The 20,865-nt window shown below is 65.0% G+C and carries 20 protein-coding genes and 1 tRNA gene; 9 read left to right on the top strand and 12 right to left on the bottom strand.

All coding sequences use genetic code 11. From position 1 onward, the window contains the following. Positions 1-141 precede the first annotated feature (141 nt). Entirely contained in the window at positions 142-1,026 is an 885-nt protein-coding gene (locus QQS14_RS09820; protein ID WP_285906811.1) for a patatin-like phospholipase family protein, read from the top strand. Positions 1,027-1,055: 29 nt separating this feature from the next. Here the strand turns inward: QQS14_RS09820 and QQS14_RS09815 are convergent, their stop codons facing one another. The 9 genes from QQS14_RS09815 to QQS14_RS09775 all read right to left on the bottom strand — a co-directional run bounded on the left by QQS14_RS09815 (position 1,056) and on the right by QQS14_RS09775 (position 9,549). Continuing rightward, positions 1,056-1,553 (bottom strand): DUF456 domain-containing protein, encoded by a 498-nt coding sequence (locus tag QQS14_RS09815; protein WP_285906810.1) that lies wholly within the window; start codon positions 1,551-1,553, stop codon positions 1,056-1,058. A gap of 2 nt (positions 1,554-1,555) precedes the next feature. Next, a complete protein-coding gene (locus QQS14_RS09810) occupies positions 1,556-2,845 on the bottom strand; it encodes a phenylacetate--CoA ligase family protein (RefSeq protein WP_285906809.1) in 1,290 nt (429 codons plus the stop codon). A 22-nt stretch (positions 2,846-2,867) separates the two neighbouring features. Beyond that, on the bottom strand, positions 2,868-4,313 hold the full coding sequence (gene dnaB, locus QQS14_RS09805) for a replicative DNA helicase (protein WP_285906808.1): 1,446 nt from the start codon (positions 4,311-4,313) through the stop codon (positions 2,868-2,870). Beyond that, on the bottom strand, positions 4,276-4,815 hold the full coding sequence (rplI, locus tag QQS14_RS09800; protein ID WP_285906807.1) for a 50S ribosomal protein L9: 540 nt from the start codon (positions 4,813-4,815) through the stop codon (positions 4,276-4,278). Before rplI ends, dnaB begins: the two co-directional genes overlap by 38 nt. An 11-nt stretch (positions 4,816-4,826) precedes the next feature. Then, complete coding sequence (rpsR, locus tag QQS14_RS09795) at positions 4,827-5,090, bottom strand: 30S ribosomal protein S18 (protein WP_285906806.1); 264 nt, start codon at positions 5,088-5,090, stop codon at positions 4,827-4,829. A 12-nt stretch (positions 5,091-5,102) separates the two neighbouring features. After that, positions 5,103-5,393 (bottom strand): 30S ribosomal protein S6, encoded by a 291-nt coding sequence (gene rpsF / locus QQS14_RS09790; RefSeq protein ID WP_285906805.1) that lies wholly within the window; start codon positions 5,391-5,393, stop codon positions 5,103-5,105. Between the two features lie 279 nt (positions 5,394-5,672). Beyond that, positions 5,673-6,569 carry a phosphoribosylaminoimidazolesuccinocarboxamide synthase gene (locus QQS14_RS09785; RefSeq protein WP_285906804.1) on the bottom strand — a complete coding sequence of 299 codons (897 nt, stop codon included), beginning with the start codon at positions 6,567-6,569 and terminating at the stop codon, positions 5,673-5,675. A 26-nt stretch (positions 6,570-6,595) separates the two neighbouring features. Beyond that, positions 6,596-7,900, bottom strand: a complete 1,305-nt coding sequence (hisD, locus tag QQS14_RS09780; protein ID WP_285906803.1) for a histidinol dehydrogenase — start codon at positions 7,898-7,900, stop codon at positions 6,596-6,598. Between the two features lie 230 nt (positions 7,901-8,130). After that, positions 8,131-9,549 (bottom strand): outer membrane homotrimeric porin, encoded by a 1,419-nt coding sequence (locus QQS14_RS09775; RefSeq protein WP_285906802.1) that lies wholly within the window; start codon positions 9,547-9,549, stop codon positions 8,131-8,133. A gap of 275 nt (positions 9,550-9,824) precedes the next feature. Between QQS14_RS09775 and uvrC the strand changes: the two genes are divergently transcribed. After that, positions 9,825-11,642: an excinuclease ABC subunit UvrC gene (gene uvrC, locus QQS14_RS09770; RefSeq protein ID WP_285906801.1), complete on the top strand. Its 1,818-nt coding sequence runs from the start codon at positions 9,825-9,827 to the stop codon at positions 11,640-11,642. Between the two features lie 169 nt (positions 11,643-11,811). On the opposite strand, the gene QQS14_RS09765 is transcribed toward uvrC, so the two are convergent. After that, a complete protein-coding gene (locus QQS14_RS09765; RefSeq protein ID WP_285906800.1) occupies positions 11,812-12,489 on the bottom strand; it encodes a metal-dependent hydrolase in 678 nt (225 codons plus the stop codon). Between the two features lie 54 nt (positions 12,490-12,543). Continuing rightward, positions 12,544-13,110 carry a UbiX family flavin prenyltransferase gene (locus QQS14_RS09760; RefSeq protein ID WP_285906799.1) on the bottom strand — a complete coding sequence of 189 codons (567 nt, stop codon included), beginning with the start codon at positions 13,108-13,110 and terminating at the stop codon, positions 12,544-12,546. Between the two features lie 264 nt (positions 13,111-13,374). Here QQS14_RS09760 and QQS14_RS09755 point away from each other — a divergent pair. Further along, positions 13,375-13,451 (top strand) — tRNA-Arg (locus tag QQS14_RS09755). A 271-nt stretch (positions 13,452-13,722) separates the two neighbouring features. Here QQS14_RS09755 and QQS14_RS09750 read toward each other — a convergent pair. Further along, a complete protein-coding gene (locus QQS14_RS09750) occupies positions 13,723-13,962 on the bottom strand; it encodes a hypothetical protein (RefSeq protein WP_285906798.1) in 240 nt (79 codons plus the stop codon). A gap of 28 nt (positions 13,963-13,990) precedes the next feature. On the opposite strand from QQS14_RS09750, the gene QQS14_RS09745 reads away from it, so the two are divergent. From QQS14_RS09745 to QQS14_RS09720, 6 genes are all read left to right on the top strand, one after another. Continuing rightward, complete coding sequence (locus QQS14_RS09745) at positions 13,991-15,820, top strand: DNA primase family protein (RefSeq protein ID WP_285906797.1); 1,830 nt, start codon at positions 13,991-13,993, stop codon at positions 15,818-15,820. 277 nt (positions 15,821-16,097) lie between these two features. Then, positions 16,098-17,537 carry a primase-helicase zinc-binding domain-containing protein gene (locus QQS14_RS09740; protein ID WP_285906796.1) on the top strand — a complete coding sequence of 480 codons (1,440 nt, stop codon included), beginning with the start codon at positions 16,098-16,100 and terminating at the stop codon, positions 17,535-17,537. After that, positions 17,530-18,201: a hypothetical protein gene (locus QQS14_RS09735; RefSeq protein WP_285906795.1), complete on the top strand. Its 672-nt coding sequence runs from the start codon at positions 17,530-17,532 to the stop codon at positions 18,199-18,201. The genes QQS14_RS09740 and QQS14_RS09735 overlap by 8 nt, the downstream gene beginning before the upstream one ends. After that, positions 18,188-20,077 carry a terminase gpA endonuclease subunit gene (locus QQS14_RS09730; protein WP_285906794.1) on the top strand — a complete coding sequence of 630 codons (1,890 nt, stop codon included), beginning with the start codon at positions 18,188-18,190 and terminating at the stop codon, positions 20,075-20,077. The genes QQS14_RS09735 and QQS14_RS09730 overlap by 14 nt, the downstream gene beginning before the upstream one ends. Further along, a complete protein-coding gene (locus tag QQS14_RS09725) occupies positions 20,074-20,301 on the top strand; it encodes a transcriptional regulator (RefSeq protein ID WP_285906793.1) in 228 nt (75 codons plus the stop codon). The genes QQS14_RS09730 and QQS14_RS09725 overlap by 4 nt, the downstream gene beginning before the upstream one ends. A gap of 53 nt (positions 20,302-20,354) precedes the next feature. Further along, complete coding sequence (locus QQS14_RS09720; protein WP_285906792.1) at positions 20,355-20,813, top strand: hypothetical protein; 459 nt, start codon at positions 20,355-20,357, stop codon at positions 20,811-20,813. The last annotated feature ends 52 nt before the right edge of the window (positions 20,814-20,865 follow it).

Raw genomic sequence — 20,865 nt, 5'->3', positions numbered from 1 at the left:
TTCACGGAATTCATGCGAACGGCCCACAAGGTCGCCCAAAAGGTCGCGTCGTGCAAGTCAAAAATGACCGGCCGCCACGGCTTGACGGGCCGCGCCCCAGGGAGAATACTGGTCCGGCACCAGCACAAGGAGAACCACCACATGACGAAGAAGACCACCGTATCCCTGGTCCTTGGCAGCGGCGGGGCCAGGGGATTGGCCCACATTGGCGTCATCCGCTGGCTGGAGGCCAACGGCTGCGAGATCCGCTCCATTGCGGGCAGCTCCATGGGCGCGCTGGTGGGCGGCATCCACGCCATCGGCAGGCTCGACGAGTACGAGGCGTGGGCGCGGAAGATCACCAAGGCGTCCATGCTCTCCCTGCTTGATTTCTCCATGGGTACGGCCGGGCTCTTCAAGGGGGCCAAGCTTATCGAGACGCTCAAGTCCGTGGTGGGGAGCGTGCGCATCGAGCAGTTGCCCATCTCCTATACCGCCGTGGCCTCCAACATTTCCCAGGCCAAGGAGGTGTGGTTCGTCAAGGGGCCGATATTCGACGCCATCCGGGCGTCCATCTCCCTGCCCCTCATCTTCACCCCCTTTCGCCACGAGGGCGCGGACCTCATCGACGGCGGCATCCTCAACCCCGTGCCCATCGCGCCCACCTTCAGCGACGACACGGACGTGACCGTGGCGGTCAACCTTTGCGGCAGGCCGGTCAAGGGGGCGCGCCTGCCCGACCGGGACGACAACGGCAGGCACTTCCAACTGCCCGACATGGTTTCCGATCTGGTGGACAGGTTCAAGAACGGCGTGTCCGGCGGCGGCATCAACATCGGGGCCTACGACGTGCTCTCCCAGTCCTTCGACGCCATGCAGGGAACCATCGCCCGCCAGAAGATCGCGGCCTATCCGCCGGACCATCTCATAGAAATCCCGAGGAATCTTTGCCGGTTGATCGAATTCGACCGGGCCGATGAACTCATCAATTATGGCTACGAGGCTGCCGGAAAGCGGCTTTCTGGCGCGTTGCCGCCAAAGAGCTAGGCGTTTGGACGCAGGGAGGGGCGGCCCGCTCAGGGCCAGATGCGGGGGATGGACAGGACCACGATGACCGCGCCCACAGCGATCTTGACCGTGAAGCCGAGGGCCTTGCCCACAAAGGCGCCCTTGGCCGCGTGCATGGCCTCCTGGCGGCTGCGGCCGGGCATTTCCATGACCAGGCAGCCGAGATAGGCTCCGCCCAGGGCTCCGGCCAGGGCACCGAGGCCAAGGAAAAAGGGCGCGCCAAGGATGGCCCCGGCCACGGCCCCGACAATGCCGCCGAGGTTGCCGCGCCCGGTGGCGCCGTAACGGCCCGCGCCCCAGGCCTGGAGGCCGAATTCGAGCACCTCGGCCAGGGCGGCGGCCACGGCCAGGGCGATGACAAAGCTCCAGTCCATGGACGCGGGATAGACCCACTTCCACAGCGCCACCAGCCCCAGCGCCACCCAGTTTGCGGGCATGCTGAAGAGTTGCAGCGTCTGGGAGAGGAGCAGGGTGAGAATGGTCAGCGTGGCCCAGAGATACGCCACGGCTACTCCTTGCTGCGGTTGTCCACCACACGCACGGCCTTGCCCTCGGCCTTGGGTATGGTGTCGTGCTGGACCAGCTCCACGCGCGGGGTGAGCAGGATCTCGTTGCACAGGTTCTTGGCGATCCGCTTCTGAAGTCCCTGCAACGAGCGCATGTCCTCCACGAAATACTCGTCCTTGATCTCCACCTTGACCTTCATCTGGTCGGACACGCCCTCGGTGACCAGCTCGATGAGGTAGTTCTGGCCCACCTCGGGCATGGCCATCAGGCAGTGTTCGATCTGCATGGGGTAGATGTTCACGCCCTTGAGGATGATCATGTCATCGGCCCGGCCGGTGATGCGGTCGATGCGGCGATGGGTGCGGCCGCAGGCGCATTGGCCCGGGATGAACCGGGTCAGGTCGCGGGTGCGGTAGCGGATGATGGGCATGCCCTCGCGGGTCAGGGTGGTCATGACCAGTTCGCCCACCTCGCCCTCGGCCACATGCTCGCCGGTCTCGGGGTTGATGATCTCGGCGATGTAGGCGTCCTCCCACAGATGCATTCCCGCCTGATGCACGCACTCGAAGGCCACGCCCGGGCCGTTCATCTCGGACAGGCCATAGGAGTTGTAGGCCTTGATGTGCATCATCTCCTCGATCTTGCGGCGCGCCTCCTCGGTGTGGGGCTCGGCCCCGATGAGCGCGATGCGCCAGGGCATGTCTGCGGTGTCGTACCCTTCCTCGCGCACCTTCTGGGCAAAGTAGAGGGCAAAGGAGGGGATGATGTGCATGACCGTGACCTTGAAGTCGCGGATGAGCTTGATCTGCCGCTTGGTGTTGCCCGCGCCCGCCGGGATGGTCAGCATGCCAAGCCGCTCGGAACCATAATGAATGCCCAGCCCGCCGGTGAACAGGCCGTAGCCGGACATGTTCTGGAGCACGTCGCTCTGGCGGCAGCCGCAGGCGTACATGGAGCGCGCCATGAGATCGGCCCAGGTGTCGAGGTCGCCTTGAGTGTAGAAAACGGCGGTGGGTGTGCCCGTGGTGCCGGACGAGGCGTGCAGCCGGACGAATTCATCCAGGGGCCGGGTGAGCATGCCGTAGGGATACTGGCTGCGCAGATCGTCCTTGGTGGTGAAGGGCAGCGACGCGATGTCGGCCGGGGTCCGGATGTCGTCGATGTTCAGCCCGGCCAGGCGCTCGGCATAGAAAGGGGACCGGCTGGCCATGGCCAGGGTCTTGCGCAGGCGGTCGGCCTGGAGGCGCTCCAGAGCAGGGCGGTCAAGGGCTTCTACTGGATCGAAATACATGTGCGCTCAGGGGGGTTGGGGGTTAAAGTCCGTCCGGGAGTTCCGAGGGGTACGGGGTGACGTCCATGTTCTCGAACAGGGTGAATTCCTTCTGGAAGAAGAGTTCGCACTTGCCCACCGGACCGTTGCGCTGCTTGGCGATAATAATTTCCGCGTGGTTCTTGAGCGGGTTGTCCTCGCTCTTGTTGTAGGCGGCGTCGCGGTAGAGGAAGACGATGATGTCCGCGTCCTGCTCGATGGCGCCGGACTCGCGCAGGTCGGCCATCATGGGCCGCTTGTCCGTGCGCTCCTCCACCTTGCGGTTGAGCTGCGAGAGGGCGATGACCGGGACGTTGAGTTCCTTGGCCAGGGCCTTCATGCTCCGGGAGATTTCCGATATTTCCTGCTCGCGCGAGTCGGTGCGGTTGCTGGCGCGCATGAGCTGGAGGTAGTCCACGATGACCAGCCCGAGGTTGTGCTCGGCCTTGAGGCGGCGGCAGCGGGCCTGAAGCTCCAGGGTGGACAAAGCGGGCGTGTCGTCGATGAAGATGGGCGCCTGGGAGATGATGTCGGCCGCGGCGTAGAGCTTTTGCCAATCCTGGTCGTCAAGGTAGCCGGTGCGCAGGTTTTGCAGCCCCACCTTGGCCTGCACGGCCAGCAGGCGGGTCATGAGCTGCTCCATGCTCATTTCGAGCGAAAAGATGACTGTGGGCGTTTCGGAGCGCGCGGCCGCGCGCAGGGCCACGTTGAGGGCAAAGGCGGTCTTGCCCATGGAGGGCCGCCCGGCCATGATGATCAGGTCCGACTTCTGGAGCCCGGCGGTCATGGCGTCGAAGCCATGGTAATGGGTGGCGATGCCGGTGATGGCCGACTTGTTCTCGTATTTTCGGGTCAGGTCCTCGAACACGCGGTCGAGCAGCCGTTTGCTGTCGATCTGGTTGGCGTTGGTCTTGGACTGGGCGATGTTGAAGATCTGCTTTTCGGATTCGCCGAGCAGTTCGTCCACGTCGCCCGCCTCATAGCAGCTGGTGATGATGGAGCTTGAGGCGTCGATGAGGCGGCGCAGGATCGCCTTGTCGCGGACGATCTTGGCGTGGTGCAGGGCGTTGGCCGCGCTGAACACCGAGTCCGCCAGTTCGAAGAGATAGACCGGGCCGCCCACGGTGTCGAGGTGGCCCGAGGATTCGAGCTGGTCCTTGACCGTGACCAGATCAATGGGCCGTTGCCGGTTGTACAGCTCGATGAAGCACTGGAATATGGTCCGGTGCGCCGGGGAGTAGAAGTCGTCGGCATCGACGATGTCCACCAGTTCGTGGAACATGGTGTTGGACTTGAACACGCCGCCGATGACGGCCTGCTCGGCTTCCAGATTCTGCGGGGGGAGTTTGCGTAGGAGATCGGAAGAGGCCCTTTCGAGGGCCTCTTCCGAATGGGTGTCATACTGGCCTGATTTAGGCCTCTGCTGCTTCGGCGTCTTCGGCGTCGGCATTGGATTCCTGGGCCGCCGCTTTCGGGGCGGTCTGTTCCAGTTCGTCGACGATGGAAGCGCCGTGACGGACCACGGAGAGCTTCAGCTCGCCGCGCACGGCAGGGTGCAGCTTGATTTCGACCTCGTACTCGCCCAGCGAGCGGATGGGCTCGGGCAGGATGATCTTGCGGCGGTCGATGTCGATGCCTGCGGCCTCCATGGCGTCGCCGATGTTGGCGGAGGTGACGGAGCCGTAGAGCTTGTCTCCCTCGCCCACGCGCACCTCAATGGAGATGGGGGTGGCGGCGATGCGGTCGGCCAGACCCTGGGCCTGGGCGCGCAGGGAGTCGGCGTTTTCCTGAAGCTTGCGGCGCTCAAGCTCGAAGGCCTTGAGGTTCGCGGGGGTGGCGGGCTTGGCAAATCCCTGGGGAATCAGGTAGTTGCGGCCGTAGCCAGCCTTGACAGTGACAATTTCTCCGAGCCGACCAAGAGTATCGACATCAGCGCGTAAAATGAGTTTCATCAGTCTTCCTCCTACAGGGAGCTCCGTTTCTTCACATCGGAGCTGTGAACAGTGGTGTAGAACAGAAGAGCCATCTGACGGGCGCGCTTGATCTCGTTGGTCAGCCGACGCTGGTGCTTGGCACAGGTGCCGGTGATGCGGCGGGCAATGATCTTGCCGCGCTCGGTCACGAAATCACGAAGAATATCGGGGCGCTTGTAGTCCAGAGGCAGTTCCTTGTCCGCGCAGAAGCGGCAGAATTTCTTCCTCGGAGTGAATTTCTTGCGAAATGCCATGGTTAAACCCTCCTAGGCGGCCAGTTTGACGGTCATGAACTTGAAGATGCCGTCGGTGATGCGGATGTTGCGTTCCAGTTCCGCCACCAGGTTGCCCGGGGCGTCGTAGACCAGTCGCACATAGTATCCGCGGGTCTGTTTCTGGACCGGATAGGCAAGGGTGCGCAGACCCCAGTCATCGGTTTCAACCATGCTGCCGCCTTCGCGCTCCACCACGGTGGTGAGAAGTGTCAGGATTTCCTTCCTGTTCTCCTCAGCCAACTCGGGAGAGAGAAGCACGAGCGTCTCGTAGTTGGTAGCCATTGTGTTACTCCTTTTGGTCGTTGGCCCTCCCCAACGGCGGGGAGAGCAAGGCAAGAGGGGATGTATAGTTGCATTCCCGGCCGCTGTCAAGCATGGCCCGGCTCGCTACTTGGTGTCGGGCTTGTCCTTGTCGGTGTCGGCGTCCTTGGTCGGCGGCTTCCAGCCGCAGCTTGAGCGGGGGCCTCAGCCGCCGCGGAATCTGGAACGCAGGAAGTGGCCGATGGCCAGTCCGAGGATTATCAGTCCAATGAGATGGAGCCAGTCTGCCATGGCCGCCTCCTAGATTTCGAGGGTTCTGCCCGTGAGCAGGGCATAGGCTTCCATGTACTTGGCCCGGGTGCGCGCGGCGATGTCGGCGGGCACACGCGGGGCGGGCGGCTGCTTGTTGAAGCCGGTCTCCTCCAGCCAGTCGCGAAAATACTGTTTGTCGAAGCTGGGCTGGGAGCGGCCCGGCTCGTAGCCCTCCACGGGCCAGAAGCGCGACGAATCCGGGGTCAGCACCTCGTCGATGAGGATGAGCTGATCACCGACCATGCCGAACTCGAACTTGGTGTCCGCGATGATGATGCCGCGCTGGCGGGCGTAGTCGCGCGCGCGGGCGTAGATGGCGATGGCCAGCCCCTCGACCTTGCGCATCATCTCCTCGCCGATGAGGGCGGCCGCCTGCTCAAGGGTGATGTTCTCGTCGTGGTCGCCCAGCTCCGCCTTGGTGGAGGGGGTGAAGAGCGGGGTTTCAAGCATCTCGGATTCCCTGAGCCCGGCGGGCAGGGCGTGGCCGCAGACCTGTCCGGTCTTCTGGTAGTCCTTCCAGCCCGAGCCGGTGATGAAGCCGCGCACGATGCATTCGACGGGCAGGGGCTTGGCCCTTCTGGCCAGCAGGCTGCGGCCGCGCAGGGCGTCGGCGTGGGCGCGCAGGGGTTCGGGGAAGTCGTTCACGTCCGTGGCGATGATGTGGTTGGGCATCAGGTCGCCCATCATGTCCATCCAGAACAGGGTGATCTGGTTGAGCACCTTGCCCTTGTCCTCGATGGGATCGGGCATGACCACGTCAAAGGCCGAGATGCGGTCCGTGGTCACGATGAGCAGGGTATCGGCGTCGATCTCGTAGATGTCGCGGACCTTGCCCCGGGAGATGCGCGGGTATTCCTTCAAGTCGGTTTCCATTACGGCGGCCATGTTCTTCCCTCTCTTAAATGTAATGACTACTTGGTGCGGCATTCCACGCTGCGGGCGTGGGCTTCGAGGCCTTCCAGCCGGGCCAGCCGGGCGATCTTGTGCCCGTGTTCGGCCACATAGCCCGGTGTGGTGGCGATGATGCTTGATTTCTTGCAGAAGTTCTGCACGGACAGGGCCGAGGAAAAGCGCACGGTGCGCAGGGTGGGCAGGACATGGTTGGGTCCGGCAAAGTAGTCGCCCACCGGCTCGGGCGAGGTATGGCCCATGAAGATGGCCCCGGCGTGGCGGATGGCTCCGAGCACGGCCCAGGGGTCGGCCAAAGCCAGTTCCAGATGCTCGGCGGCCAGCCGGTTGATCAGGTCGATGCCCGTATCAAGGTCGGGCACGGTGATCACCGCGCCCCAGGCTTCAAGGGACTTGGCCGCGATCTCGCCGCGCGGCAGGGCGGCGCATTGGGTGGCCAACTCGTGGCGCACCGCCTGGGCCAGGGCAGTGTCCGGCGTGACCAGGATGGAGGCGGCCAGCGGGTCGTGCTCGGCCTGGGAGAGCATGTCCGCCGCCAGCCATGCGGGATTGGCCGAAGCGTCGGCCAGGATGACGATCTCGCTGGGCCCGGCCACCATGTCGATGCCCACCTGACCGATGAGCTGGGATTTGGCCGTGGCCACGAAGATGTTGCCCGGCCCGGCCAGCATGTCGCACGGGGCGATGGTCCGGGTGCCGTAGGCCAGCGCGCCGATGGCCCAGGCCGATCCGGCCAGATGGATTTCATCCAGGCCGAGCAGGGCGGCGGTGCCCAGGATGTAGAGATTGAGGGTGGCATCGGCCCGTGGGGGCGAGGTCACGGCGATGGACTGCACCCCGGCCACCTGAGCCGGAATGGCGTTCATGATCAGGCTGGAGATGAGCGGGGTTTCGCCGCCCTGGCCGCCGGGCACATAGAGGCCCACGCGGTCCACCGGGCGAACCATCTGGCCGAGGATCGTGCCGTCCGGGCTGGCGGTCCACCAGGAATTCTCCTTCTGGTTGGCATGGAAGTCGCGCACCCGCATGATGGCCTCTTCGAGGATGGCCACGTCGTCGCGGGGCAGCTGGTCCAGGGCCGTGGCAATGGCATCGGCCGGGACGCGCAGGTGGGAGGCGTTGAAGTCCGGGCAGTCGAACTTGCGGGTGTATGTGACCAGGGCGTCGTCGCCCCGCTCCTTTACCTCGGTGAGGATGTCGCGGACAAGCCCGTCCACTTGGGTGTCAGGATCCTTGCGCTGGTCGAGCCAGACGGCGATGTCGGCCCAGTCCTGCGGGCCGGTGTATTCAATGGTTCTGCACGGCATGGCGATCCCTGTTGAAGGCGTTTTCGAGACAGACCGGGCCAGCCCCGCACCGGGTGCGGCATCGGCGGTCAAGGGAGAATTGTATAGCCGACCGGGGGTGAAAAGTCGAGCGCAAGAAGCCGGGGGGCGAACTGCTGGTCACGGATGCCGGGCAAATGAAAGGGGCCGGGGTTTGCACTCCCCGGCCCCAGGTGTCACTTGGGTCGATTCTTTCTGTCTACAGGATCAGACTAGAACTGGTACAGCACACCGGTGCTGATCTTCCAGGCGTCGCCGCCCTTCTGACCATCGGTGTTGTTCCAGCGCTCTTTCTTGGTGGACAGGTTGACGTAGCCCAGGTCCAGGGACAGGGTCAGCTCGTCGTACAGCTTGTAGCCGGTGTTGAAGTCCACTTCCCACAGGGTGTCCTTGGTGGTCAGGGTGCGGCCGTAGTTCACGTTGCGGTTGAGTTCACCGGCGACAGAAGAGAAGGTGTTCTTGTCGTTGGTGCCCTTGGCATAGATGAAGTGGAAGTCGTGGGTCAGGCCTTCAGCAAAGGACTGGATGTCCTTGAGGGACAGGCCCAGGGCCCAGAAACCCATGTAGTTGTTGGTCTCCTGGATGGAACCGGCCAGCAGGCGGTCACCACCGAAGAAGAAGGAGCCGATGGCCCAGTTCTGGGCGGCCAGGACAGGCATGCGCTCGGAGGAGCCATTGCCCTTGGAGCCGTTTCCGTCCTCACCAGTGGTGTAGACGAAGAACACTTCGGGGGTCATGAAGTCAAAGCCCTTGTATTCCAGGGCGGCGTCGAACAGCCAACCGGAGCGGCGGTTCTGCTTGTACTTGGAGTCAACCTTACCATAGTTCACGTCGGCCTTCAGGACGAAGGGATCGAACAGGTCCATGGTGAAGGCGGCACCGAGCCAGTAAGCGTTGTCGAAGTCAGCGCCGGTGGGGTTGGTCGTAGCGTTGGTGGCAGCCAGACCGGGGGCGACAGCCACGACGCTAGCAGCGGTGGTTGCCTTGCCGATCGGGGCGTACATGCCGAAGGGAGCGAGGGAGAAGCCCTCGAAGTTCATCGGCACGGCAGCGACGTAAGCGTCGATCTGACCGTTGGTGACGGTGGTGGCACCGGTGACGTCGCCGTCAACAGCGCGGGCGTAACCGACCAGGTAGCCGACGTTGTCGGTGATGGAGCCGGAGACCACGGCAGCGCCGATCTCTTCGTCCAGGATCAGGGAACCGCCGCCAAAGGCCGCGGGCAGGGACACGCCCTGGTAACCGGCGCGGACATGCACGGTGGTGTCGGGCCAGTTGAAGTCGATGTAGGCCTGACGCACGGCGATACGGTTGTGGTCGATGTTCCTAGCGCGAGAGTCGCCGGCACCGATGGTGAAGCTTCTCGCACCCCAACGCTGCGTGCCGTAACGGGTCTGGAGGACACCCTTCAGGTTCTCGTTGGCGATGAACTCGAAGGTGGTGGTGGCGCGCTGGGAGATGGCGAAGGCGGACTCGCGATCACGGGTGGCGATTTTGTCGCTGAAATCCCAGTTGGAATTCCAGTTGGCCTCAACGACCCAGGCGCCGGACGCCTTGATGTCGGCGGCGGAGGCCACGGCAGCGCTGAGCACGAAGGCGCACAGCACGGCGAGGATGATAAGACGTTTCATTGTTTTCTTCCTTTTTTGCGGTTAACCCAAGTGAACACCGTAACTGGCAATCCTTCTAGCGCACCCCCGCGGGTTTTGGCAAGGGGTTTTGAGGAAAAATCATCACTTTGGTCAAAATTTTTTTACCGCCGGTTTTCCGGGCTTGCATGGGCGAGGTTTTTATTTCCTATCACGATGTTTTAAAATGATTTTTTGTTACTCGTCATTTCTGGTGACCGATCAAATCCTCTGGGTTATGCTGCCCGAAAGTTCAATGGGAGTCGAAAAAAAACCACATGGCCGATTCTGAAGGGTTCAAATTTTTTGCCGCCGACTATCCGGACTCCCCGGGCGTGTATCTGATGAAGAGCGCGCGCGGCCGGATCATCTACGTGGGCAAGGCCAAGCGGCTCAAGCGGCGGCTGGCCTCGTACTTTCAGAAGAGCACGGGGCTGACACCCAAGACCCGGGCGCTGGTGGCCCGGGTGCGCGCGGTGGACGTGCTGCTGACCGGCACCGAAAAGGAAGCCCTGCTGCTGGAAGAGGGGCTGATCAAGAAGCACCGGCCCCGCTACAACGTGGTTCTCAAGGACGACAAGCAGTATGTCCTCTTCCGGCTCGACAGGCAGGCCGAGTTTCCCCGGCTGGCCATCACCCGCAAGGTGGTGCGCGATGGCTCGGTCTATTTCGGCCCGTTCACCTCGGGCGCGGCGGCCAAAACCACCTGGAAGCTGCTGGGCAAGGTCTTCCCCCTGCGCAAATGCTCGGATCACGTTTTTCGCAACAGGGTCAGGCCGTGCCTGTATCATCATCTGCATCAGTGCCTGGGGCCGTGCGTCCTCGACGTGGACCGGGCCATGTACATGGATATGGTCCGCCGGGTGGAGATGCTGCTCTCGGGAAAGTCGGGCGAGCTGATCGTCTCCCTTGAGCGGCGCATGGCCGAGGCCGCAGCGGCCATGGAATACGAGGGCGCGGCTGTGCTGCGCGACCAGATCAGGGCGGTGCGCCAGACCGTGGAAGGGCAGGTGGCCGTGTGCCAGGACAACCGCGACCGCGACGTGCTCGGGCTGGCCGAGGTGGAGGGCGGCCTTGGGCTCGGCCTGCTCTTCGTGCGCCAGGGGCGGCTCCTGGACGAGAAGCATTTCTTCTGGCCAGGGCTGGCCCTGGACGAGGGGCCGGAGGTGGTCCGCAGCTTCCTGATGCAGTTTTACGGCGCGTCCCGGTTCATTCCGCCGCTGATCATAGTCCCCCACGAGATCGAGGACGCGCTGGTGGCCGAGGTGCTGGCCGAGCGGCGGGGCGGGCCGGTGCGGCTGGCCGCGCCCCGGACGACCCAGGAAAAGAAGCTGGTGGGGCTGGCCCGCGATGTGGCCCGGCAGGCCCGGGCGCGCCGGGACACCATCTCGGCCCGGCTGGCCCGGGCGCTCAACCTGCCTGCCGAGCCGGAGCGCATCGAGTGCGTGGACGCCTCCCACCTGGGCGGGCGCGACATGCGCGTGGGGCAGGTGGTCTTCGAGTCGGGCCAGCGGGACAGGGACGCCTCGCGGCTCTACGCCTTCCCCGATCTGGACGGCACGGGCGACGACTACGCGGCCCTGGCCGCCTGGGCGCGCAGACGGGTGGAGTCCGGCCCGCCGTGGCCCGATCTGGTGCTCATCGACGGCGGCCGGGGGCAGCTGGCGGCCGTGGAGCGCGCCCTGAGCGAATGTGTGGAGGACGTGTGCTGGGAGCTGGCGGCCATCGCCAAGGGACCGTCGCGCAGGGCGGGCGAGCTGGAGGACGTGGTCTTCCGGCCCGGCCGCAAGAACCCCATGCCGCTGGCGCCCGGCAGTGTCGAACTGCTCTTCCTGCAAAAGGTGCGCGACACGGCCCACCGCTTCGTGCTCGGCAAGCAGCGCTCGGCGCGCAAGAAAACCGTGCTGCGCAGTGAACTGACCTCGCTGCCGGGCATCGGCCCGAAGACGGCGCGGATTCTCTGGGACCGGTTCGAGTCGCTGGACGCCATGCTGGCCGCGGACCCGCAGGAAATCCGCTCGCTGCCGGGCATCGGCGGGAAAAAGGCGGAACTCATTCACGCGGCTCTGCAAAAGATGGCTGCATCGCGCCGGTAGGCTGTTGAAAAACGGCGATCTGCGTCGTTGCTTCAAAAAGGTCAAATCCTCGCGTACTTGGAGTACGCTTCGGCCATGACCTTTTTTCGCGCCTAGCAGCTCACCATTTTTGAACAGCCTCCATCTGTTGGGCTGTATTAATAGCCTTTTCGATTGGGCTGATGCTGCCTCAGACCTCGGTGGGCGTGCCTATCTCAAGCTCCACCAGATGGGTGTCGGGCGAGAGGAGCATGAGCTGTTCGGCCAGGGCCGTGGTGTTCTGGGCCAGGATGGGCCAGGTGCCCCAGTGCTGGGGGATGACCCGGCGGCAGCCGAGCAGGGAGCAGGCATAGGCCGCCTGGGTCGCGTCCATGGTGAAGCGGCCGCCCACGGGCAGCATGGCGATGTCTATGTCGTGGAGCTTGCCGAACAATTCCATGTCGCCGAACAGGCCGGTGTCGCCCGAGTTGTAGATGCAGGTGGAGTCGGGCAGGGTGATGATGAAGCCTGCGGCTGCCCCGTGTACGGACGAGTGCATGGCCTGGACCATCTTGATGGACAGCCCCAGCCGCGAGACCGTGCCGCCAATGTTCATGCCCACCCCGAGATGCTCGGGCAGGCCCTGGGTGATGAGGCTCTGGATGACGTCGAAGATGGCCACCACCTCGGCGTCGTGGCGCGCGGCTAGTTCCAGGGTCTGCCCCACATGGTCGTTGTGGTCGTGGGTGACCAGGATGAGGTCGCACCGCTCAATGTCCTTGTAGGTGGTGGGCGAGGCCGGATTGCCCACGAAGAACGGGTCGATCAGGACCACTGTGTCGCCTGTCCTGATCCTGAAATTCGCATGGCCGAACCAGGTGATCTCCATGTTCTCCCTCCTGATGGCTTTCCGATGTCTCGGAGTCCGCCTCGTTGTCCCCGCCTATTCGCCCCATCGGGCATGGAGCGTGTGGGGGATGTCCAATTGATCGAGCACCCGGCCCGCCAGGTGGGCGGTCAGGTCCCCGATGGTTTCCGGTTGGTGGTAGAAGCCCGGGCTGGCTGGCATGATCACGGCCCCGGCCCGGTCGGCGGCGAGCATGTTGGTCAGGTGGATGGCGCTCAAGGGGGTCTCGCGGGTGACGAGGACGAGCCTGCCGCGCTCCTTGAGGGTGACGTCCGCCGCCCGGTGGATGAGGGAGTCGCCCACGCCGGTGGCCACGGCGGCCAGGGTGGCCATGGAGCAGGGGCAGATGATCATGCCCTGGTGCCGCCACGAGCCGCTGGCCGGGGGAGCGCCGATGTCGCCTGGGTCGTGCACGGCGTGGGCCAGGGCTTCGAGGGCGTCGGGCGCGTCGTCCGTCTCAAGGGCCATGACCCGGCGGGCGGCGGCCGAGATGACGAGGTGCAGCTCGATGTCGTCCTGGCGGCCGAGTTCCGCGGCCAGGGTGGCGGCGTAGGGGGTGCCGCTGGCACCGGTCACCGCGAGGATAATTCGTTTTTTGTTCATCGTATTGTCGGCTGTTTCTCAGCCTTGTTTCCGCTGGGGCGTTGCCCGGTCCATTGTGCGCCAAATGGGTGCGCCAAATGGGTGCTCCAAAGGGCGGGCGGACGCAATCCCGTCATGATTTCATCCCCTATAGACTTTTTTTAGACATTTGTGCAAGGGGTAAGGCCATTGGCTGCCCTGGCCCGTTCAAGCGTCTCGCACGGCGCGGTGGCGCGAAGTGTTCTTGACAAAGGGCGGCGCGGGGTATAGCTACTTCGTTCCCGTGGGCTATTAGCTCAGATGGATAGAGTGCTTGCCTCCGGAGCAAGAGGTCGCAGGTTCGAATCCTGCATAGCCCACCAAGAAAGACAGGGACTTACGCATATTCTGTGCGTCGGTCCTTTTCTTTTTTTCTACCCTATTTATACCTTCGCGCCTCGTAAGTGCGCCCCGCGTAGCTGGCTGGCATCTTCCGTCGTCGCGACCGGGACGGTCGCTTCCGCTTGTCTTCTGTTCGACGCGGGGTCGCCTTCCCGCCGCCCCCTCTCCCCCCACCCGCAGAGAACAGGCCAATCATCCAATGCCGGTCGCCCCTATCGCGGGTCCTTCCGGGCACCCCTGAAAAGGGGGCGGCTAGCTGCGTGTGGTTTGGGTGTGCGTGGTGATTTTGTTGGGTGGGAAAATGGGAAATCTGGTGGCTTGGCGGCTGGTTGTGCTGGTGATGATGGCGGCGGCGCGGCGGGTGCGGGCGGCGATTCGGGTGGTGATGAGCACGGCCCGCTCGGTGATGCGGGTGGTGATGAGCACGGCCCGCTCGGCGATACGGGTGGTGATGACAACGGCCCGCTCGGCGATACGGGTGGTGATGAGCACGGCCAGTTCGCTGGCGCGGGGGTGAATCGTGGCTGAACGGACGCGCGAGGGGTTTGTGCCGGAGCTTGATCTGCCCGAGGGGTATGCGCTGCGGCAGGACGAGGACGGGCGGTGGGATGTCCACGGCCCGGAGGGCGGTGAGTACACCGAGGAGAGCCTGGGCACGTTGACGCGGTTGCGGGCCGAGCTGGAGCGGCAGCTGTCGCCGGGGCCGGTCGCCTCGGACGCGGGCGAGCCGGACATCCAGGCACCGGAGGACGCGCCGCCGCCCTGGGTCGACCTGGACACGGTCTGGATACAGCAGTGCATGAACCGGAACGTGACCGGGGACGCGGAACTCTACGCGGCCATGAACACGGGACGGCTGGCCATCAACATCACCACGGGCGGGGACCGGAAAACGCCGGAAACGCTCCGGTTCAAGGGCCATCACTGGTCCATGGACGAGGCGGCGGTGCACGCCCACGCCCGGGTCGAGGACGTGTGCCGGGCCTACTGGCACGCGCACCAGGTCAACACGGTGGGGGTATTCCGCGAGCGGATCGCCGCCCTGGAGGCGCAGCTGGAAAAGTGCGCCTCGGACGGGGACAAGAACCTGCTGCAACAGGACATTGAGAGCCTCAAGCGGACCCTGTCCGGCCGGACCAAGGCGGTCAACGACCGCATCCGCACCCTGCGGACGCCGAACCGCGAGGCCTCGGTGATCACCAAGGCGCGTAGCGTGCGCGGCTTCCCGCTCAACTGCGAGTCGAGCTGGTTGGACAACCAGCCCGAGTTGCTGCCCGTGGCCAACGGGGTGATCGACCTGACCACGGGCCAGCACCGCCCGGGCCGTCCGGACGACTGGATGGTGCGCGCAGCGCCTGTGGAGTGGAGGGGGCGGGACGCCGACTGCACTCCCTGGATCGAGTGTTTGTCTGCCATCTATACCAACCCGGAGACGGGCGAGGTGGAGACCGAGTTGATCAACTTCATCCAGCGGCTGTGCGGGTACGCCCTGCTCGGGGCCACGCCCAACCACATCCTGCCGATCCTGACCGGGCGCGGCCGCAACGGCAAATCGACCCTGCTCAACACCCTGAAAAAGGTGCTCGGCCCGCTGGCCGGTGGGCTGCCCGCCGAGCTGCTGCTCGACCAGGGGGTGAGCCGGTCGGCTGACTCGCCCACGCCCAGCATCATGTCGCTCAAGGGGCTGCGGCTGGCCTGGGCTTCGGAGACGGCAGAGGGGCGCAAGTTCTCCATCGAGCGGGTCAAGTGGCTGACCGGCGGTGATCCGCTGACCGGGCGGCACCCCAACGACAAATACCAGACCACGTTTGACCCGACGCATTTGATGTTCCTGCTGACCAACAACCTGCCCAGTGCCCCGGCCTCGGACTATGCGTTCTGGAAGCGCGTCCTGGCCATCCCGCACCGGATCTCGTTCGTGCATGGGGAGCCGACCCAGCCCTGGGAGCGGCCCATCGACCCGAACATGGACGCCAAGCTGGCCGAGTGTCTGCCCGGCATCCTGGCATGGCTGGTGGAGGGGCATCTGGCGTGGCGGCAGTATGGGCTGTGCCCGCCCGCCATCGTGACCGAGGCCACGGACAAGTACCGCGAGGGCGAGGACACCCTGGGCGATTTCCTGTTCGAATGCTGCGAGGTGGGCGACGGGCTTCGGGTGGGTGCGTCCAAGGTCTATAAGGTGTTTGAGGAATGGTATCACTTGCGCGTTGGGAAGTTCCCGCCCGCTCAAAAGAAGTTTGGCAACTGGATGAATGATAAGGGGTTCGAGCGGATCAAATCCGGGAACACGGTTTACATAGGCCTCGACCTCAAATTTCAACACCAGGGTGGGTTCAACCCGGAAGATTAGCGCCAAGGTCCGTATCGTCCGCTTATCGTCCGGCCTATGGTCCGCGACTCAACCCCTTGAAATCAAGGGCGATGGATAAGTGTATGGAACCTTAGGGACTATAATCCCCTATACAAAAACATCTTAAATCAAAAGAGAGCAATAAGATGAAAAAGGATTTGACTCCCTATCATTCCATCCCCGCAGAAAACTGTTGTTTGGCGTGTGGTTGCTGGCTGGATGATCGATGGGTGGTGGTAGGGACCATCGGGACGATAGCAGTCCGGAGGGTGGCCTGATGCCTGTGGCGCTCATTGATCTGGTCCGTGCCCGGTGCAGCGGCCAGGGATTTGCCCTGCCAGTGGGCAGCCGCAGCGAGTACCAGGGGCCGTGCCCGGTCTGCGGGGGTAAGGACCGGTTCCGGGTGTTCCCGGATCAGTCGCCGTCGGGCGAGCTGGCGGTGCGCGCCGGGGCCGTGGGCGGGTACTGGTGCCGCCAGTGCGGGCTGGCTGGTGACTATGTGCAGTGGCTGGTGGAGGTCGAGGGGTGGGATTGGACAAAAATTTTCGAGTTTATCGGTGTTGAGGGGGGGGCGCAGGCGCGGGCGGTCGAGAGTCCGAGACCGGCGCGGCCACGCGGGCCGAGCATGGGGCGCGAACTGAGCGAGCTGGAGGACGTGGAGCTGCCGCCAGCGCAGTGGCGCGAGCACGCGCAAAAGCTGGCGGACGCGAGCGCGGCGGCACTGGTGCGCAATCCGCACCTGATCGAGTGGCTGGAGGCGCGCGGGGTGCCGCTGTGGGTGGCCCAGGCGTTCAACCTGGGCTGGTTCGCCGGGGAGTCGCAACGGGGCGGGCGACCGCCGTGCGCGTATCGCAACCGCGAGGGATGGGGGCTGCCCAGGGTCGATAACGCCAACGGGCGGCCGAAATCCATCTGGATACCGCGCGGGCTGGTGATCCCCAACTATCGGGACAATGAGCTGGTGGCCGTGCGGATACGGCGGCCCAACCAGGATGTGGAGCCGGGCGGCAAAAAGTATGTGCTGGTGGCCGGGAGCAACCAGCGGGCGTGCATGATCACGCCGGGCGAGCGGGCGTATGTGGTGCAGGAGGCGGCCCTGGACGGGCTGGCCGTGATCGCGGCGGGCGTGCCCGGTGTGGGCATGTGCTCCATGGGCACGCTGACCGCCTACCCCGACCGGCAGGCGGCGCAATGGCTGGGCAACGCCGTGGACATCCTGGACGCGCTGGATTTCGAGCCGCAGGGACGGGGCGAGCCGTATGGCAACAAGTTTCGCCACTGGTGGGGCGCGCGGTTTCCGCAGTGTCGGCGCACGCCGGTGCCGGTGGGCAAGGACGCGGGCGAGCTGGTGCAGCGGATCGGCCTTGCGGGGCTCAAGACATGGATCGAGTCGCAGCTTTCGCCGGTCCTGCGGGTGACGGCACCGGCCCCGAGGGGGCGCATCGAGAGCGCGCCCAAGCCCGCGCCCCAGGGGATCGTGCTGCCCGAGCCGGTGGAGCGGCTGCGGCTGCTCCTGTCCGTCAACCGGATGGAGATCCGGGTGGGCGAGAGCGGCACGGTGCTGGGGTGTCGCGGCCCGGACGCGGTGGCGGGCGAGGTGGCCATGCTCTGCCAGCGCCCGGTGGTGCGGGAGTGGCTGGCGGCGGTGGGGTCCGACGTGGTGACGGGCCGGAATTTCATGAAACCGATGAAAACGATGGGGGCGTGGCGTGGCTAAAGGGCAGAAGACGTTCGACTCGGTGACGGCGGTGCGGGCGTGGCTGGAGGACGAGGGGTTCATTGCGACCCGGTCCACGGTGAACAGGCACCACAGCCAGGGGCTGTTCAGCCGGACCAAGGCGGGAGTGTTCGAGGAAAAGGCGGTGATGACCTATGCGCTGGCAAACCTCAAGCGGGCCGAGAGCGGCAAGAGTGTCACGAGTGAGGAGCGCGAGCGGGCCGAGCGCAAGGCGGAGATCGAGTTCAAGCTCCGGCAGGAGCAGTACCTGCGGGAGCGGATCAAGCGCATCCGCGAGGAGGGCGGTGTCATCGACGTGGACCAGTACCACCAGGATCTGGCCGCGCGGATGGCGTTTTTCAGCCTCCAGCTGGACGGGTTTGCGGTCAAGCAGGCCGAGGCTGTGGTGGACGTGATGCTGGGCAAGCGGCTGGAGCGGGCCGCGCAGCTCATCGAGGTGGTGGGCGGCGACCCGGACAAGGTGCGCGAGCTGGCGGCCTGGCTTGAGCGGCTGGTGCCGGAGCTGAGCGAGGTGTATCTGGCGAAAAAGCGGCAGTGGCTCGAATCGTTTGCGCGGGATCGGGTGCAGGTGGTGGACCTGGGCGCGGCACCGCTGGCAGAAGAGGCGCAGGAGAGCGAGGAGGCGGACGATGTACCGGCTTGAGTTCACGCCGGGCGAGTGCGAGGTGATGACCTCGGTGGCCACGGACCAGCCGACCGGGGAATGGATGGCCGAGCGGGTCATCGTGCCCGAGGGGCCGGGCAAGGGCGCGGCTTATGACCCGAGCCTGACGCCGTATTTCCCGCCGCTGTGGGACATCCTGTTTCAACCGTGGGTGCGCGAGATGTTTCTGTGCGCCGGGCCGCAGATAGGCAAGACGCTTTTCGGCCAGGGGTTCCTGGCCCGGCGCGGCATCGAGCGGCCAGGGCCGCGCCATGTGGCCCTGCCGGACGAGGGGTTGACCGAAAACTGGTTCGACAAGAAGCTGATCCCTTTTTTCATGGACAGCCCGAAGCTGCGGCGGCTGGTGGCCGGGGCCCGGCACTCGGTGGTCAAAACCGAGATCAACCTGACCAACGGCACGGCGTTCACCGGGCGGTGGATGGGCTCGGTCTCCAATCGCGCCTCGCTCTCGGCCCTGGACGGCCTGGGCGACGAGCCGGACATGTTCCCCGAGGGGGCGGCGGCGGACTTTCGGGAGCGTTTCCGCTCCTATGAGCACCTCTACAAGATTCTGTGGATCGGCAAGCCCATCGGGTTCACTGACGAGAGCTGGATACAGGCGCAGCTGGAGACGGCGGACGTGGTGTACCACTATGAGGCGCGCTGCCCCGCCTGCGGGACGTACCAGCGGATGGAGTTCGACTCCATCCGGGTGGCCTCGGACAGGATCATGGAAGTGCGCGACCCGGCGGTGATCCGGCAGACCAAGGCGGCCTATTACGAGTGCGGCCGGTGCCAGTGGCTGTGGACGGACCAGATCAGGGACCGGGCCGTGCGCCATGGCCGCTGGGTGGCCGACCGGGAGGTGGACAGGCCGGTGACCGTGGCCGCGCACCTGCCGAGCTGGTATTCGCGATGGGTGTCGCTCTCGTCGGTCATGGCCGACTGGCTGGCGGCCCAGGGCAAGCCGGACAAGCTGAAAAGCTGGTGGAACGGCTACGCCGCCAAGACGGCGGACGTGGTGGCCACCGAGTCGAGCGAGGAGCGGCTGCGGCAACTGGTGGTGCCGGAGCTGCCGCCGCAGGTGGTGCCGGACCGGGCGCAGACCGTGACCGTGTCCATCGACATGCAGAAAGACCATTTCTACTACTCGGTGTGCGCCCACTGGGTGGACCCGGAGAGCGAGGCGGACCGGGCCGAGGACTGGATCATCGACCAGGGCCGGGTGTCGAGTTTCGCCGAGCTGAGCGAGCTGGTCTACGGGGCGCGGTTTCGGCGCGAGGGCACGACCGGTCAGCACCTTGGGGTGTGGCGGGCGGCGCTCGACACGGGCGGCGGCAGGAACGAGTGGGAGAACGAGACCCGGACCATGCAGGCGTACAAGTGGCTGCTCAAGCAGCGGCCCGGCGTGGTGTTCGGCACCAAGGGCATGAGCCGGGCTGATCCCGGCATACACGTCAAGTTCAAGATGTTGCAGAAGCTGCCCAACGGGCGGGCGCTCAAGCGCGGCCTGCGCCTCTATTTCATCGACACGGACGCATTCAAGGACCTGCTTTTCTGGCGGCTCTCTGACGAGGCCAAGGAGAGCGGCGGGCAGGAGCCGATCCGGTTTCACGCCAAGACGCCGGACGAGTATTTCTACCAGCTGGCGTCCGAGAAAAAGGTGCTGGAAAAGGGCAAGTACATCTGGAAGCGGATACGGGCAAACCACTGGCTGGACTGCATGATCGGCCATCTGGCCATGACGCACTGGCAGTGGGGGCCGAGCCTCAAGACGCTGGTGGCGCGCGCCCAGGCCGCGCAGCCCACGGCCCAGGCCCCGGCCACGGGCGGGCCGGGCAAGCGGATAAACCCCTACACCGGGAGGGAAGTGTGACCAAGGCGGAAGCGATCAAGGTGGCAGTGGCCACGGCGCGCGAGGGGGTGACCTATTCGCTCAAGGATGGGGCGGTCTGCCCCCTGTGCGGCGCACGCTGCCCGGTGGTCAGCTCGCCCAGGGGCGAGGGCGCGCTCAAGGTCCGATACCACCGGTGCAACAACGCGGAGTGCGTGATGGGAGCGCTGGGGGTGAGCGTGAAGAGCGTGCAGCGGGAGGGGTGAATGGATTCCCTGCCGCTGTTTCCTTCCTGTCGATCATCTGATATATGACAGCCGTGCGCACATTTGTCCTTGTGGTGGCTTTGGCTCTGTCTGTTCCGGCCATGGCCGGGCGGCTGCACCCTGAGCGCTGGTATCAGAACCGCTGGTGCGGCGAGCATGGCGGCGCGGTGGAGGTGGCCAAGCTCCAGGGCGGGGACGAGACGGACGTGGACCGGCTCTTTGAAAAATACTGCTCCATGGTGGCTTTTCTGCCGCTGCCCACTGCCAGCGCGGAGGGGGAGACCCCTGCCTTCTCCCTGTGGGCAGACACCTACCTGCGGGCCGGGCAGAGCGCCCAGGAGCGGGTGAAGGCCGCCGTGCTCTACGACCACTACCGCCACTGGGCGCGGGACGCGGGCGAACGGGACTGGGACATATCGACGAAGCGGTGGGGCGGCATGATGCGCAACCGCTACGACTTCATCAAGTCGGGCGTGATATGGTATTTGGTGCGATTAGAGGGGGGGGTCTAAAAATCAAAAGGAAAAAAAGTTTGTCGTTTAGACCCCTGATTAGTCAGGGCTA

Origin of the sequence: Pseudodesulfovibrio pelocollis (genome assembly GCF_030282845.1) — a bacterium.
Lineage (GTDB): Bacteria > Desulfobacterota > Desulfovibrionia > Desulfovibrionales > Desulfovibrionaceae > Pseudodesulfovibrio > Pseudodesulfovibrio pelocollis.
The sequence above is the reverse complement of the archived record's forward strand: the minus strand, read 5'-3'. Positions and strand labels throughout refer to the sequence as shown.